Genomic DNA, 14,867 nt, shown 5'->3' on the forward strand with positions numbered 1-14,867 from the left:
AGACTGCACTTTGGCACGACGCGCGGGGGGCGACCGTTTTCCTAGCGTTTCAGTCATGACTTGGACACTGCTGCACGACCGGATGGCCTTCATGGCCGAAGTGATCAAAGCCGCCGAGAGCGACCCCGACGCGGCGCTCACGTTGGTCGCCGACTCTCCCGAGGTGCCCCGGCTGTTCGGCGACGAGGAGGGGTTGCTGCTGTCGCTGGGACAGCGTTGGATCACCATGCTGGTGGCCAAGCTGGACCAGGCCGCACACGAGGGTGTGGCGGCCGAGCAGGTGCGGGCCGATCTCGAAACCGCCGAACCCGGCCTGCACGCACTGGTGCGGATGGGCTCCGGGCGGTCACTGCGGGTGCGTGCCCTGACGCGCGGCGAGCACGTGGCGGTGGGCCTCTTCGGCGGACCGAGCGGCGATCGGCAGACCGTTGCATGACCGGCCGGGACTGATCTCGCGATTCGCCGGTCGATACGCGGTCCTCATCGTGGTGCTGTGGGTCCTAGCGGCCGGTGCCGCCAACCTGGCCGTCCCCCAGCTCGAGCGTGTGGTCGGTTCGCATGCCCGATCCTTCATGCCCACCGACGCGCCGAGCGCCGTCGCGGCCTCGCGCGCCGCCCGGCTCTTCGGTCAGGCGCCGAGCAATAACTTCGTTTACGTTGTGCTGGAACGCAATCAGACGCTGACCCCACGCGACCGGCAGTTCTACGACGCGATGACGGCGGCGCTGGATTCTGACCGGCGGCACGTCTATGCGGTGACGGATTTGTGGTCGCAGCCCGCGACGGCCGCCGGGGCGCAAAGCTCCGACGGGCGAGCCGTGAGCGTCATGGTCCGGCTGGCCGGAATGTTGGGCACCGCACAGGCGAGCGATTCGGTGAACGCTGTCCGCGCCACCGTCCGCAGGCTCTCGCCGCCGGACGGCCTCGACGTCCATGTCACGGGGCCGGGCGCCACGATCGTCGACGAATTCGCCGCGATCGACCGACAGATGCTCGGAATCACCGCCGCCACCATCGGTCTCATCCTGCTTTTGCTGTTGGTGGTGTACCGGTCACCGATCGCGGCCACGATTCCGCTGATCTCGGTCGGGCTCGCCTTAGCCTTGGCCCGCGCCGTCGTCGCCGCGCTCGGCCAAGCCAATACTGTTGAAGTATCGCTGTTTTCGGTCGCCCTGATGGCGGCCATGACGCTGGGAGCCGGGACCGACTACGCCATCTTTCTGATTGGGCGCTACCACGAGGCCCGCCGCGGCGGCGTCGCGCCGACCGAGGCGTTGGCGCAGGCCTACCGGTCCATCGCCCCCGTCGTCATCGGATCGGCCCTGACCGTGTCGGTGGCCCTGGCGTGCCTCGTCTTCGCCAATGTGGGGTCGTTCCGCAGCGCCGGTTTGCCCTGCGCCATCGGAATTTTGGCGACCATGGTCGCGGCACTGACACTGACGCCCGCGCTCATGAGCCTGGCTATCAGGCGCGGCTATCTTGATCCGCGGCCGTCGAGGACGGCGCGGCGCTGGCGCCGAGTGGGTACGACCGTCGCGCGCTGGCCGGGCCCGGTCCTGGTGACCGCGGGCGGGTTGACCCTGCTGGCGGCGTTGCCGCTGGCCGGCATGCGGGTCGGCTTCAACGAGCCCGCCGCCACGCCGGCCTCCGCCGACTCCAACCGTGGCTACGTCAGCGCCGACCGGCATTACGCGGTCAACGCGCTGTTGCCCGACGTCGTCGTGATCCAGGCCGACCACGACCTGCGCAACCCGGCCGGCCTGATCGCCATCGAGCGCATCACCCGCCACATCATGGCCGTACCGGGTGTCCGCGCAGTGCAGTCCGCCAGCCGGCCCGACGGCAAGGTTCCCGAACAGGCGACGTTGACCTATCAGGCCGGCGTACTCGGTCGTCAGGTCGGGGACACCGTGGACTCGCTGACCCAGCGCCTGAAGCGAGTCTCTGAGCTGGACGGCGCGCTGGCACAGACGCAGCTCGCGGTGGACGGCCTCGGGAATGGCTTGCGTGGCGGCAGCGCGGGATTGGCCGGCATGTCCGGCGCCGCGGAAGACATGCGCGCCGGTATGGACGGGCTGCAGCGCAACGTCACGACCGTGTCGGGCTATCTCGACCCGTTGCGGGACTTCGTCGGGCGCACCCCCGACTGTGCGACCAATCCCATCTGCTCGACGGTCGACCGAGTACTGCAGCCCGTCGACAGCCTGGTGCAGACATCGTCGCGCCTGGATGCGGGCGCCGTGAAGCTGACCAGCGGCTCGAACACGGCCGCCGCCGCGATGGCCAGCCTGCCTCAGAGCGTCGCGTCAATGAAAGACGCTTTGACGCAGGCACGTTCGGCCACCCATGACCTGCTAAGCCTGTCTGACGCCCTCGGACCACAAATGCGCCAGCTGACCGACTACCTGGAGGAGATCGCGACGCAGTTTCAGGGCAGCGCGGCGGCGGACTTCTACATGCCGCAGCGGGCATTGACGGACCCGCGCTACACCGCCGCGTTGGGCCACCTACTCTCCGGAAACGGCCGCGCCGCTTACCTACTGGTCTACGGCGAAGGCTCGGAGTGGGGCGGCGACGGCGCCAAGCGGGCGGACCTGGTCCGCGCCGCCATCAAAGAGGCCACCAAGGAAGGCACCCTGGCGCCGGTGGAGGTCGACCTTGCCGGCGTCGGCCCGGTGACTGCCGATCTACAACGCTTCGTCGCAGCAGACACCAAGCTGCTCGTCGGCGCCGCGTTGGTCCTCATCTTTGTGATCGTCACCGCAATGCTGCGCAGCCCGGTGGCGGGTTTGGTCGTCGTGGGAACGGTCGTCACCTCCTACGCGTCGGCAGTCGGCGCCAGCGTGCTGATCTGGCAACAGCTGCTCCACCACGATCTGCACTGGGCTGTCGCGCCAATCGCCTTTATCGCGCTGATCGCCGTCGGCGCGGACTACAACCTGCTGCTGGCCCTGCGTATCAAGCACGAAGCGTCGGCGGGCCTCAAGACCGGCATCATTCGCGCCTTCGGCGGGACCGGCGGCGTGGTCACCGTTGCCGGCATTGTCTTTGGACTCACCATGTTGGCGTTGCTCAGCAGCAGCGTGCTCAGCATCGCGCAGATCGGCAGCACCATCGCGATCGGGCTGTTGCTGGACACCCTGGTCGTGCGGGCGTTCATCGTGCCGTCCATCGTGGCGCTGCTGGGCCGCTGGTTCTGGTGGCCGCGCGGGCTACCCCGAAGGGCCAGCGTTGCCGTGAAAACCCCGGCGCCGCAGCCGGTTACGGCCGCTACTGCTGCAGCGCCGTAGCCGGCATCCCGACCAGCACCCCTTCGACGTCGCCGTCGGCGCTCACCATCAGACCGCGTCCCGGCGGCAGCGCCTGCGCGCGCACCGACCGGTTGATCCGGTTCTGCGGGTCGTTGTCCATGTAGAGCTGCGCGACCTTTGCCGAGTTCTGGAACCTCATCCACGGATCCATCTGCAGCGTCGCCCAGTTCGCGCTGTTGCGGGTGGTGAACACGTGCAGACCGATCTGCCGGGCGCGTTCCATCAGCTTCCACAGCGCCGCACCCACCGGCGGTTTGGGCGGGTAACTCTGGTCCGGCCGCAGGTCTTGGACATCATCGATCAGCACGAAATGCCGTGGGCCCTCCCACGGCTTGAGCGCGCGCAGCTCCTCCTGGCTAAGGCCCTTGGGGGGCAGCCGGGGCAGCAAGACCTGTTGGGCGAGTGCAGTGATCACCTCATCGATCTCGTCTTGGTCATAGGCATACGCGCGCACATATCCCGGTCCGCTCAAATCCCGCAGACCGTGCGGTGCCGTCTTCGGGTCGATCAGCGTCAGCTGCGCCTCCTCCGGGCTGAACCGGCTCATGATCGCCTCGCCGATGGCCACCAGCGACAAGGTCTTGCCGCAGCCCTGCCGTCCCAGAATCATCAAGCCGGGGCTTTCCCGCAGCTTCAGTGGAACGGGGCCCAGTTCGTGGCGCTCGCCGATCGCGAAGGCGATGGACAGGTCGTCACCACTCGGATACGCGGCGGCGTACTCCAGAATCGCCCGCAACTCCACCCGCTGCGGAAGTCGCTGCAGGGTCGCGTGTTTCGTCACGCCTGCCACATCGGCGATCCGCGCGCCGACGTCGACGATGTTCACCAGCGTGCCGGTCGCCGGGTCGGTAAGCGCCGGCACCCCGACGCGCAGCTCGTGCAAGCTATCGGTCAGTCCGAAGCCCGGACGGTTCAGAGTCCGCCGCGCGGCGTCGCGCGATTCGAGCGACGAGTGCCCCATCTGGCTCTCGCTCGGGTCGGCCAGCCGCAATTGGATTCGGGCCGTGGCGTTTTGCAACAGGCTCTGCCGCTGGCCGTGGATCCACCCGCCCGCGCTGCACATCACGTGCACGCCGTACTCGGGACCGCGGCTGCTCAGCGAGATGATCCGATCGCCCAGGATGGTGTCTTTCGAGTACACGTCGTCATAGTCATCGACCACCACGAAGACGTCACCGAACGGGTCGTTGGGGTCGGTGCCGCCCAGGCCGTCGCTGCCCGGCCCGAACCGGCGCTCCCGGAAGCCGTCAAGGTCAATCCTCAGCCGCCGGAACGAGTCCTCGCGCGCGTCGATCAGGGCGTCCATACTGCTCAGGATCCGCTCGATGCCCTCGGCGTCCTTCGGGGACACGATGTCGGTGACGTGCGGCAACGAGGCCACCTGCGCCAGGGTCGCGCCGCCGATGCAGAAGAACGTCACGCGCGCCGGCGTGTACATCGTTGCGGCAGAGGACATCAGCGTCATCAGGGTCGTCGTCTTGCCCCGCTGCTTGGCGCCGACCACGATGACGTTGCTGCGCAGCGCATCGACCGCGTGCACCACCTGCTTGGATTCCTCGGGGATGTCCATCACACCGACCGGGAACATCAACCCCGGATTGTCGCCGTAGTCGACGTGCCACGGCTTGCCGCGGTAGGCGGCCACCAGAGTGTCGATGGGCTCGGGGTCCTCCAGCGGCTCCAGCCACGGTCGCCGCGGTGACCGATGCGGGACCTGATGCAGCGACTCGCGCAGGACGTCGACGATCTTCTTTCTCTTAAAACCGTCGTCATGGTAAAGGAATTCGTCCGGCTCGGCGTCGACGGCGGCGGCCGCTTGGAGCGCCGCGGCGTCCGATTCGTCGAGCGGCTGGTACTGCCAGTTGTAGAGCCGGGGCTTGGTCAACGTCATGTCGACCGTGGTCGACACCTCCTTGGCCTTGGGCACCACGAAAGGCGCCGAGAGGTAGAAGCACCGGAACGGTTCCAGGTCGCGGGGCCCCACCTTCAATAGGGCGAAGCCGTTCTCCTTCGACGGAAGGTGGTAGGCGGCATCCGAGCCGATCACCTCGCGGCTGTCGTCGCCGGACTCCGCACGCAACGCGATGCGGAACGCGATGTTGGACTTGACTTTCTGCAGCGACGACAGATCCAGGCGCTGCCCGCCCAACATGAAGAAGACGTTGGCGCCGCGGCCTTCCTGCCCGATGTGGATGATCAGATTGATCCACTTCTCGTGGTTGGCAAACAGTTCCAGATATTCGTCGACGATGACCAGCAGGACGGGCACCGGAGGGAGGTCTCGGCCGGCGAGCCGGATCTCCTCGTAGTCGTTGGCGTCGCGGGCGCCGACCGAGGTGAACAACTCATAGCGCTGCTTGATCTCGCCGTCGATGACGCGGCGCATCCGCTCGGCCAGATGCCGCTCGTCCTTGCCGAGGTTGGAAAGTGCGGCCACCACGTGTGGGATGCCCAAGATGTCCTGCGCCGCCGATTCGAATTTCATGTCGACGAAGATGACGTTGAACGTCTCCGGGGAGTGCGTCAGCGCGATGCCGTAGACCAGCGAGAGGAAGAACTCCGACTTACCCGATCCACTGGTGCCGATGACGACGGAGTGAAAACCGAAGCCGCCGAAGTCTTTCGCGCGAATGATGATGTTCTGCAACTCGCCGGTGGGCTTCGCGCCGACCGGGATTTCGCACCACCGCTCGTCGCCGCGGCCGCGGCGCTCGGCCCACAGCCGGTCGACGTCCAGCTCTCGGGGGTCGACGATGCCCAACCCGCGCAGCAACTCGGCGGCGCCGCCGGCCGCGTCGGCGATCTCGCTACGGCTCGTCGGCGACCACCGCGCCATCGCCCGCGCATACCGGTAGGCGCGGTGAATCGAGAGCTGATCGGCGTGGGCGAAAAACTTGTCGCGCACCCGCAGCAGGGGCGCCGGGCGCCCATCTTCACCGTCGGCATCGAAGCCGTTGCGGCCGAATCTGACTCCGCCGTTGGCGGTTGGGCCGTGCCGCTCGGTCATTTCGAATACCTGGTCCTGCGCGAATCCCACTCCGGTACCTACCCGCGATGCGATGCGCAGCAGGGTGATCCCCGCCTTACCGACCTGGCCGACCACGCTCTCCCACGCGTCGGGGCTGCCGGTGTTGTCGTCGACGATCACCAGGTGCGGGCCCAGATCCACGGTGGTGGAGCCGCTTTCGAGCGCCGAGCCCATGGCGGTCGGGCTAGCCGCCGCCAGCGGCGCCCAGGCGCCGCGCTTGCCCTTCATGTGCAGCTCGGCGCCGAGGGTCTCCTCCAGCTCCTCGGGGGTGGCGAAGACCAACCGCCGCCAGCCGCACGCGTCGAACAGCTCGTCGTGCAGGTTGTGCGGCAGCCACACCATCCACGACCACGCCTCCGGATTACGGGTGACGACCATCAATTTCAGGTCGCGGGGGTTGTGGAACACCGCCAGCGAGCACAGCACTGAACGCAGCAGCGAGCGCAGCCGGTCCAGGTCCTCACCGACGAAGCTGAAGCCCGGCGCCGACCGCAGGTTGACCACCTTGGCGATGTCACGAATCTTGCGCTGTTCCAGGATGAAATCGCGCAGCGCCTGTCCGGTGACGGGTTCGAGCTCCTCATCGGAGGCGATGTCGGGCCAAGTCACCGACAACACCGAATCCGGCGCGTGCTGCACCCCAGTGCCAAGCCGCACCTCCAGGAAGTCCGTGTCGCCACGCCCCCGTTCCCACATCCGCGGCCCGCCGATGATCGCTCCCAGCCCGCGAGGATCCGAGTGCACCGCGTTCTGCCATTCGCGTTGCGCGCAGACCGCGCTCTGGATCTCGTCGCGGTTGGTATCGAGGTCGCGCAGGTAGCGGCGGCGACCCTTCTCCATTTCGCCCCAGGTGATCTTGCGAGCGCGCCCGAAGCGTCCGGAGAACGCCAGCATGCTGAACGCGCCGATGCCCATCAGCGGGAAGAACCCGGTGGACAGGCTACGCACCCCGGAGACGTAGAGCATGACGATGGTGCCGATCAGCGCGACGATGAGCGCCGGCACCCCGATCATCACCCAGATGTTGCGCGGCTCCCGCTCTGGCAGCGCGATCGGCGCATTCGGTGCTACCCGAACGGGTTTCGGTGGTTCGATCTTGACCCGGTTGATGGGGAACGCTTTCTTGGACATCGCCTAACCTCCCACCTTCGCCGATGTCGTCACGACAGCCGCCTTGCCCAGCGCCGGCACCGTGTCGCGAGCCACGAGCGCGGCCTCCCGCGACAACGCCGGGCCCGCAGCGAAAGTGCGCAGCAACGGCCACGGCGCCTGCACCGCCGAGGCCGGATCGAGCCCGAGTGCGCGCATCGTGTCGTCGTTGGCGGCGATGCCGAACCGCACACCGTTGTCGGACACCCAGAACAATGATTCGCGCGAATCCGACGTAATCACCCCACTGGTCGACGTGACGAAGTTCGCCGCGCCCGGCAACATCAGCACCTGGTTGGCGACCACCGACGCCGGGTCGCGGTCGTCGCGTACCAGGTGCACGATCCGGTCGTCCAGGTAGGAGTACACCGGAAGCCCCCGCCCGCTATAGACGACGATGCGGGCCTGCGGATCCGTCGAGCCCTTCTCCCAACCGACGCATGTGGTCGGATTTGCTGCGGTATCAACGAAATTCAGGCGCTTGGTCGGGTAGTAGTCGACGGGCAGGGAATTCACCTGGGGGATGTTGACCAGAACGTCGGGGGTTACCACGCGGGGTGCCGTCGACCCGTAGGAGTTGGCACTGCGGAGCAGATCGGCGACGAAGGCCGTGATCTTCTGCACCCCATCGGGCAATAGCACGTAGAACTGCTTGCCGCCGCCGGCGGTTTGGGCCTGCAACACCGCACCCACCTGTGAACCCGAGACCCAGGTCGACGGCGAGCCCGCCTGGGGAACGTCGGGGATTCGCAGCGGCTCGGTCGCCGGCAGCCCGTCATACAGGGCGCGCGAAATCTCCACCGGCGACGTCACTCCGGGGTCCAGCCCGAGGCTCAGAGTGATCGCCCTGCTGGCCGGGTCGACCTGAGAGCGTTTGCCGCCCCAGATCACGTACGTATTGCCCTCGAACGTCGCGAGCACGCCGGCGTCCTCGGCCAGCGGTGCCGCGCGGTCTCCGCCGTTGAGCGGCCCCGCGATTGATGTGACGACCGGCTTCTCCCCGGTGCGTGGGCGGCCCGCCGTGTCGCACACCGCCCAGGCCGAAATCGCGCCGCGGTTCACCGGCATCGCCGCCGGAGCCCCTGGGATGCCGATCAACGGACCGGTCGGATACTTCGCGATCTCGCTGCGCTTTACCCACGTCGGCGGGTTCGCCGTCCCGGTGGCCAGCCTGGCGGATGTCAGGTTCAGGGCCGGGTAGAGCCGGCCATCGATGCGGGCGTAGATCGCGCCCGAATCGCGGTCGCCGATGATCGCCGATTCACCCACGGCGCCAGTCGGTTTCAGCACGTTCAGCAGCATCATCCACCCAGCGGCGATGGCCACCAACAGGACCGACAACATCAACGCGGCGGTCTGCTTCCGGTCGTCGTGCTTCATCCGCACCGAGAACCGGGTCGTCGCGGCGCGCAGCCGCCGGTTGTAGAACAGGTGACCGGAGTTCTGGTCGCGGTTCGACAAGCTCAGCGGCATGCTCAGTACCCCTTGGGTGCTCGGCGAGGATCGGCCTGCTGAATCCGATCGGCCAGATTCGACGCGTCGGCGGAGACGCCATAGCGGCCCATCGCATAGTTGATGAACGCGCAGGCCTGCGCCAGGAGATTGTGGATGTCGCGGGACGTGCCCGGCTCGTGATAAGCCGCGAACGTTGGCTCGATGAACTGCCAGGCCCCCTTGCTCGGCGTGCCCTGTGCGGCGTTGGAGTCCCAGTCGTTGACCGCGCGGGCGTTGTAGTTGGACTCGCGACGAGCCACCAGATCCATGCCGCGTTCCCAGCGGGCCCGCGCCGCCGGGTCGTGAATGCCCTTGATATCCAAGGCCTTACGAATGGCCGCGATGACCGCTGCGCGCCCGCTGCCCTGCCCGCCTCGCATTGCCGTCCGCCTCTGTCGATAGCGCAGCCGCCTCATTCGCAGGGCCAGAAGCCGCGCGCGCCAGCGCGCGTTCAGGATGTGCCGGTGCTGGGCGCGCAACCTGGCGGCCATGCGGGCCATGGCCTCGCGCCGCGCCAATGGGGTGTCTGCGGGCGTCGTCGTGTCGGCCTTGGCGTCCTCCAAGACCCTTCGCGTTGCCATGCTCGCGTGCCCATGGTCGGAGTGCGCCGTCGCCATGATGCGGGCGAGCACGAGGTCGGTGTCGGCCGCTCGGCGGAGCGTGGTCAGCGTGTCCGTCGACCTCGTCGCTGCGGCGGCGGGAAGGCCGTCGGTCCTCACGTCGGGGCGTTCGTGCGCGCCTGCGACAGGAGCGGCGATGGTCTCGCCCGCGAACAGGCCGTGGCCGCGAGCCAGTGCCGTCACCGCTTGCATCGTCAGCGGATCAGTCACCGACTGCCCCACCCTGTTCCCCTTTGCGCCCATCCGTCCTGGACACCCGAGTACTCCCACACCCTCCGGTCGCGAAAACCCGTGTCAATAGCATGCACGAATCCGCGGTTCCGCTGTCAATAACGAGTGACCCGAACTCGCATGATTACGTAGCGACCCTACTGCTGCACGCATGACCCAACCACTCACCTCGAGGCTGAGTGGGAATGGCGCTATTCCTTGGCCTCGTCTTCGGCGGGCATGATCACGATTCGCCGATTGGGCCGGTTGGTGACGACGGTGGGTTTTTCTTCGCCCGGCTTGGGCCCGGGAGCGCTGGGCGGCATCGTCAGGCGGCCCTTGACGGGCTGGCCGTTGGGCACACCGGGGGCCGAAATTCGCTTCTCGGGTGGCTTCTCCTTATTGCCGCCTTCGCCGCCCGCGCCCATCGCGCCCGGTGGCATCATCCCCATGCCACCCATGCCCGTCTGCCCCGACGCGGTCGGGGCGCCACTGACCGGTGGCACCATGGCGGCCTTGGCGGCACCGGCTGGGCTCGTCGGCGGGGAGGAAGTCGGCACCGGAGGCGGCCCCAGCGAGCTGGCAGGGGTTGTGCCCCCGCCGCCGCCCAGACCCGCGCCGCCGCTGCCCAATCCTGCGCCGCCGCCGGCTCCGGGGCCGACGCTGTCGACCAGATGCGACTCGTCGGCCAGGGCGGCACCGTGAGCGCCGCCCTGAACCGCGCTCATCAACGGCTGGATCGCGCTTTGGCCGGCCTGCATCGCCTGTTGCGGCAGCTGCGTCAGCGGACCCATGATGCCGCCGACCGCGCCACCGAGCGCTCCCGTGATGCTTTGCAGCATTTGTTGCATCATCTGCGGGGCTTGCTGGCCGATGTTCTGCATCTGCTGCTGCGATTCAGCTTCGTTGGCGGGGAATTTCGCGGCTGCGTCGGCGGCGTGGGCGCGGCGATCTGCGTCGGCCGCGGCCGCGTCGGCGGCGTCTTTCGCGACACCGCCGTTGGCAGCGGCTTCAAGTGCGCCTCGTTGGACGTCGGTCGGGCTGGTTCCGCCCACGGAAACGGGGAACGGCACCGGCGGTGGCGCTTCTGGCGCGCCGACTAGTCCTCCCAATACCGCTGGAGCGCTTTTGATGGTGCCATCACCACCCGCCATGGCTTCACCTCCACCCCGCTCGCAGAACCGACGATCACTTAATGTGCGCTCACGCACACGCGATCGGTTATCCAATCAGTTTGGCACAGCTGCCTAGAAACGGTATTCACCTTGCATTTCCTGCCCGCGCATTCGGGAGCCGCGCTAAGCGCAGGTCACGTCGAACCATGCCATGTGGTAGTTCGCGAGATACTGATGCCCATCGATCAGGGCCTCGATGGCCGCCAGCAACATCCAATCCGCGACGGCAGCCCCGTCGTGGTCCGGATACGCCGACAGGACCGAGTTCTGCAGATCGGCGATGCACCTGCGTAAGAGCTCAGTCTCGTTGTCAAGCACGCCGGTATTCCGCACCGCCGGCGCCGCAATAGCCTGCGCGATTCGCGGGAGGCCGTCGCGTCGGCGCACAGCTTCCACGAGTGCTGGTCCCAGTTCGTCGACCTGCGGCGCGGCCGAACGGGCCGGTCGGTCACCGCTCAGCGTGGGTGCCTCGGGGTCGGATTCGGCGACATAGGTGTTGTGCTCGTGCGCCGCGGCGACCACGACAGCTCCGAGCAAGTCCACCACGCTCGCGTCGTGACGGCGTACGGCTGGCTCGAGCAGGGTCACATGGGCCGGCAGTCGGACATGCGGCGGTATCCATCCGCCGGCGAGGTCGGTGACGAGCAGACTCGTGGTGCCGTCATCACGTAGACCGGCCGCCCATGAAATTCGCGGTTCTTGGCGAGCTACCGCGTCGACGAGCCGTTGCAAGCGCTGCTGCTCGGCAGCCCTAGTGGAAACCGCGCCGGCCGTCCCACCGGCCGCGGCTGACATCGCGGATGCGCCCACCATGCTGGACGAATTCGCGCCCGCGTGCCCAGCAGCGGTCGCCGCCGCTCCGCGTTCCACTGGCGAAACCAGCGGGCCACCCGCGGACGGGGACGATGCCGCCGAGGGAGCGACCGGAGCTCCCGAGACGGGCCCCGTCGGAGCGGATGGCATCACAGGCGGCGCCGCGACCGGCGGTCGTAGGTCAGAGCCGTATGCGGGCAGTGAGCCAGCCGGGATGCTCGGACCAGCAGATACCGCCGGTCCCGACCATGCGCCTCCCGTGATAACCGGCGTTACGGGAGCAGCTCCTCCGGCGGTCGGTGGCGGCGCCGGAGCGACAGGCGGAGGAGTGTCAGCCGGCGTGCCTGTCGGGATGAAAACTCCGGCGCTGGGTGCAGCCGGTGTCACAGGCGGCGCCCCCGCTGGCGGTCCTGCCTGCGGCGGTGACTCCATCGCATTTATCGCCCCCGCCGACAATCCTTGTGCGCCCGCACCTGCCGGTTGACCGGTGGCCATTCCCGAGGCGAACGATTGCGCCAAGTTGGGCGGGGCGCCCTGGCCGAGGGCGGCGGGCGACATGCTCACCGGGCTTGCGGGAGCAGCAGGCGTCGCAGGACTTATCGATCCACCACCGCCGGGTACGTGGACTCCGGGCGACGGTGCACCGCCGGCGCCTGGAACACCCGGATAATCAGCACCACCCACGCGCGGTCCAGCAGGCGTACCCCCACCAGAATGTGGTCCGCCGCCATGCAAACCAGCCGCATTGACCCGGGGGCCTGGTGCAGGTGGGGTTGATAGGTTCTGCCCGCCTTGCGTTACACCCGTATTCAGCCCCGCGCCGCCGACTCGCGGTTCCGTCGGCGGAGGACCTCCCCCTGGCTTCAGATCCTCACCAGTGATAGGGGGTGGTGGTTGAACATTGTCGGTGTTGAAGCCATTTTCACGCGCCCATGTCCTTGCGTCGCCACCAATTCCTTCAGCGTCGAGAACTTTTTGAGTTGCCGTGATGAGTTTGTCGCCCGCCATAAGGCTCGCATTCGCGGCATCGCCGTTGCAACGCAACTGGACGGCCTGTACCTCCACGACCTGCTCGGGCAGTGGCTTTTTTGATGCAAGAATTTGGTCTATTTCGCGATTTCCCATATCCGCTATGTCGGTCAATCTACTTCGAAGGTAATCAATTGCGTCAGCGCCCGAGTTAAAGGCTGCCGACTTCGCCTGGTACTTCTCGGCAAGATCCAAATGAAATTTTTCGCCTTGCTGGTATCTGGATATCAGGTCGTCCGCCGTGTGACCCTGGTTGCTCGCCGCGACCATCATCCACTGACTGCGCAGATTCTGCGAAAATAACTGCTGCTCTGCGCATGCTTGACTCCAATGCTGAGCGGCGCCGCGAAGGCCCGTTGATGGCATCGGCCACCACGGTCCGATCAACGCCGCTGTCCACTTACCAGGCGGAAGGTCAACCGCCACCGCAAACCTTTTTCACAGCCGCATCTTTCGAAATTGCGTCATTAAGTGCCGACTGATATTCGGCATCGGTTGCCACCCCAGCGCTGCCCTTTGCGGTAAGGGTGCCGTATGCCATCGCTAGTGCGTCCGCCGCGTCTCGGTGTTTCGCGTCGATAATCGGATTAGCCGCCGCCATCTCGAGCAACAGGGCACCATTAGTTGTAGCGATGCGTGCTAGCGCCTTGTCGGTTCCGGCCGTGTCGACCTGGGCCGCCTGAGCCGCCAGTTTGTAGACGTCACAAAGCTGCTGTTGAGCGGCGGCGATTTCCGTCGGGTCAGGCGTGGGCGCTGTAACGGTGGCAGACGGGCTCGTGGCCGGAGGGTGCGTTAGGGCAAGGATTAGAGCACCCACCGCTACGGCGGCAGTCAATGCTAAAGCGATCGCCTGCCATCGGCGTGAGCGTGATGCAGGCTGCCAGTCACTCGGTGGCCAATTCCACCAAGGTTGGCGGGCCGTCGGTCCATGAGCGGTACCGCCGGGCCCGTTTCCCACAGTGCGTCCTCCTCACAGCCGCTATACGTTAGAGACTCTGCAAAGACCGCTTGTATCTCCCCGCTCCATACTGAAACAGCGGACTGCTAGACGGCAATTCACCAGTATCGCGACCTGGTTCCAAACCTCCGTGCCCAGAGTCGGCATGCGGATTGCTTGATGGGCCGCCAGCACCGGGCGCTGGCCGCAGCATGACACCACCCGCCGTCCACGGCCGCTTCTCCGCCGGCTTCTACTCCTTGATGAGATGCCGAAAACCTCAGACTCGCAGTACAATTGGTATCACCGCCGCCCACGCCATCTCTGGAATCTCATGTGCCACCGCAAATTCTCTGCATGGCGGCGTCCTTCCCGTTCGCGTCGCTGAGCGCTGCTTGCCAAGCGGGGTCGTCGCTTCCCGTCGCCAAACTCGATACGGCTGCAACATTGCTGTACGACTCAGCCAGCGCAAGGGCAGCAATGCGATCCGCGGGTGCGGTCGCCGGATTCGCATTCACCGCCTCTTCGAGCATCACCGCCCCGTTCACGGTCGATATACCCGCGCGCTCCGGGCTTTTGCCGTTTGTGTCGATTTGGACGGCACGACCTGCCAGCCTGTAGGCGTCACACAGCTTCTGGTGCGCAGCCGCAGTTTGCTCCGCGGTGTACGCAGGTGTCGTTGGTGTGGCGGTGGGCGGACCGGATGAGCCACTTGTCGGCCGCGTCATCGCAACAACCAAGGCGGCGACGCTGAGTGCGGCGGCTACCGATGCCAGGGCGATTGCTGGCCATGTGCGTGCAGGCTTGATGGGTTGAGGTGGGTAAGCAGGCCGCCACTGCACAGGTGGCGGGCCCGCTGATTCCCCGCTGAAGTTTGAAGGCGGATCTCCCATGAAGCCCTCCTCATTGCCCATACCCCGGGACATATTCGCTTGGGGCATCCGAGCGTGTCGCGCTACAACCTCGAAAAGGTACCCCCGAGGCGCGCGGACCTCACTCACGCGCCCACCCTAAATCTAGTAACCAATCGTTCGATTGAAGGGCTTAATCCGGGATTCTGGCGCATCTGCCGCTCGGAGAGGTCCTTTTGACGCCGGCTCA

At 66.8% G+C, this 14,867-nt stretch carries 11 protein-coding genes; 3 read left to right on the plus strand and 8 right to left on the minus strand.

Features of this window, described 5'->3' with window-relative positions:
- The first annotated feature begins 55 nt into the window (after window positions 1-55).
- Together ACEL92_RS27060 and ACEL92_RS27065 are read left to right on the plus strand one after the other, a co-directional pair.
- Complete coding sequence (locus ACEL92_RS27060; protein WP_374023612.1) at window positions 56-436, plus strand: hypothetical protein; 381 nt, start codon at window positions 56-58, stop codon at window positions 434-436.
- Window positions 429-3,290 carry an RND family transporter gene (locus ACEL92_RS27065; RefSeq protein ID WP_374023613.1) on the plus strand — a complete coding sequence of 954 codons (2,862 nt, stop codon included), beginning with the start codon at window positions 429-431 and terminating at the stop codon, window positions 3,288-3,290. The genes ACEL92_RS27060 and ACEL92_RS27065 overlap by 8 nt, the downstream gene beginning before the upstream one ends.
- On the opposite strand, the gene eccCa is transcribed toward ACEL92_RS27065, so the two are convergent.
- The 6 genes from eccCa to ACEL92_RS27095 form a co-directional block, all read right to left on the minus strand.
- Window positions 3,271-7,470, minus strand: a complete 4,200-nt coding sequence (eccCa, locus tag ACEL92_RS27070) for a type VII secretion protein EccCa (protein ID WP_374023614.1) — start codon at window positions 7,468-7,470, stop codon at window positions 3,271-3,273. The genes ACEL92_RS27065 and eccCa overlap by 20 nt on opposite strands.
- 3 nt (window positions 7,471-7,473) lie before the next feature.
- Window positions 7,474-8,961: a type VII secretion protein EccB gene (gene eccB, locus ACEL92_RS27075; protein WP_374023615.1), complete on the minus strand. Its 1,488-nt coding sequence runs from the start codon at window positions 8,959-8,961 to the stop codon at window positions 7,474-7,476.
- A 2-nt stretch (window positions 8,962-8,963) separates the two neighbouring features.
- A complete protein-coding gene (locus ACEL92_RS27080) occupies window positions 8,964-9,794 on the minus strand; it encodes a transglycosylase (RefSeq protein ID WP_374026409.1) in 831 nt (276 codons plus the stop codon).
- Between the two features lie 230 nt (window positions 9,795-10,024).
- The gene (locus ACEL92_RS27085; protein ID WP_374023616.1) at window positions 10,025-10,966 is read right to left on the minus strand and encodes a hypothetical protein; all 942 of its coding nucleotides are present in this window, start codon (window positions 10,964-10,966) and stop codon (window positions 10,025-10,027) included.
- Window positions 10,967-11,110: 144 nt separating this feature from the next.
- Window positions 11,111-11,782 (minus strand): DUF5631 domain-containing protein, encoded by a 672-nt coding sequence (locus ACEL92_RS27090; protein WP_374023617.1) that lies wholly within the window; start codon window positions 11,780-11,782, stop codon window positions 11,111-11,113.
- Between the two features lie 614 nt (window positions 11,783-12,396).
- On the minus strand, window positions 12,397-12,531 hold the full coding sequence (locus ACEL92_RS27095; protein ID WP_374023618.1) for a hypothetical protein: 135 nt from the start codon (window positions 12,529-12,531) through the stop codon (window positions 12,397-12,399).
- A 163-nt stretch (window positions 12,532-12,694) separates the two neighbouring features.
- Between ACEL92_RS27095 and ACEL92_RS27100 the strand changes: the two genes are divergently transcribed.
- On the plus strand, window positions 12,695-12,892 hold the full coding sequence (locus ACEL92_RS27100) for a hypothetical protein (protein ID WP_374023619.1): 198 nt from the start codon (window positions 12,695-12,697) through the stop codon (window positions 12,890-12,892).
- A 352-nt stretch (window positions 12,893-13,244) separates the two neighbouring features.
- Here ACEL92_RS27100 and ACEL92_RS27105 read toward each other — a convergent pair whose 3' ends face one another.
- Window positions 13,245-13,439: a hypothetical protein gene (locus ACEL92_RS27105; protein WP_374023620.1), complete on the minus strand. Its 195-nt coding sequence runs from the start codon at window positions 13,437-13,439 to the stop codon at window positions 13,245-13,247.
- A gap of 659 nt (window positions 13,440-14,098) precedes the next feature.
- Window positions 14,099-14,659, minus strand: coding sequence for a hypothetical protein (locus ACEL92_RS27110; protein WP_374026410.1), 561 nt, complete (start codon window positions 14,657-14,659; stop codon window positions 14,099-14,101).
- Window positions 14,660-14,867: the final 208 nt, after the last annotated feature.

The organism is Mycobacterium hainanense, from assembly GCF_041890355.1.
Classification (GTDB): Bacteria; Actinomycetota; Actinomycetes; order Mycobacteriales; family Mycobacteriaceae; genus Mycobacterium; species Mycobacterium hainanense.

Excerpts from the sequence above, each read along its gene's own strand:
- ACEL92_RS27060 (WP_374023612.1), top strand. The coding sequence starts at position 56 with ATGACTTGGACACTGCTGCACGACCGGATGGCCTTCATGGCCGAAGTG.
- eccCa (WP_374023614.1), bottom strand. The coding sequence starts at position 7,470 with ATGTCCAAGAAAGCGTTCCCCATCAACCGGGTCAAGATCGAACCACCG.
- eccB (WP_374023615.1), bottom strand. The coding sequence starts at position 8,961 with ATGCCGCTGAGCTTGTCGAACCGCGACCAGAACTCCGGTCACCTGTTC.
- ACEL92_RS27080 (WP_374026409.1), bottom strand. The coding sequence starts at position 9,794 with ATGCAAGCGGTGACGGCACTGGCTCGCGGCCACGGCCTGTTCGCGGGC.
- ACEL92_RS27085 (WP_374023616.1), bottom strand. The coding sequence starts at position 10,966 with ATGGCGGGTGGTGATGGCACCATCAAAAGCGCTCCAGCGGTATTGGGA.
- ACEL92_RS27090 (WP_374023617.1), bottom strand. The coding sequence starts at position 11,782 with ATGTCAGCCGCGGCCGGTGGGACGGCCGGCGCGGTTTCCACTAGGGCT.
- ACEL92_RS27095 (WP_374023618.1), bottom strand. The coding sequence starts at position 12,531 with ATGGCGGCGGACCACATTCTGGTGGGGGTACGCCTGCTGGACCGCGCG.
- ACEL92_RS27110 (WP_374026410.1), bottom strand. The coding sequence starts at position 14,659 with ATGGGAGATCCGCCTTCAAACTTCAGCGGGGAATCAGCGGGCCCGCCA.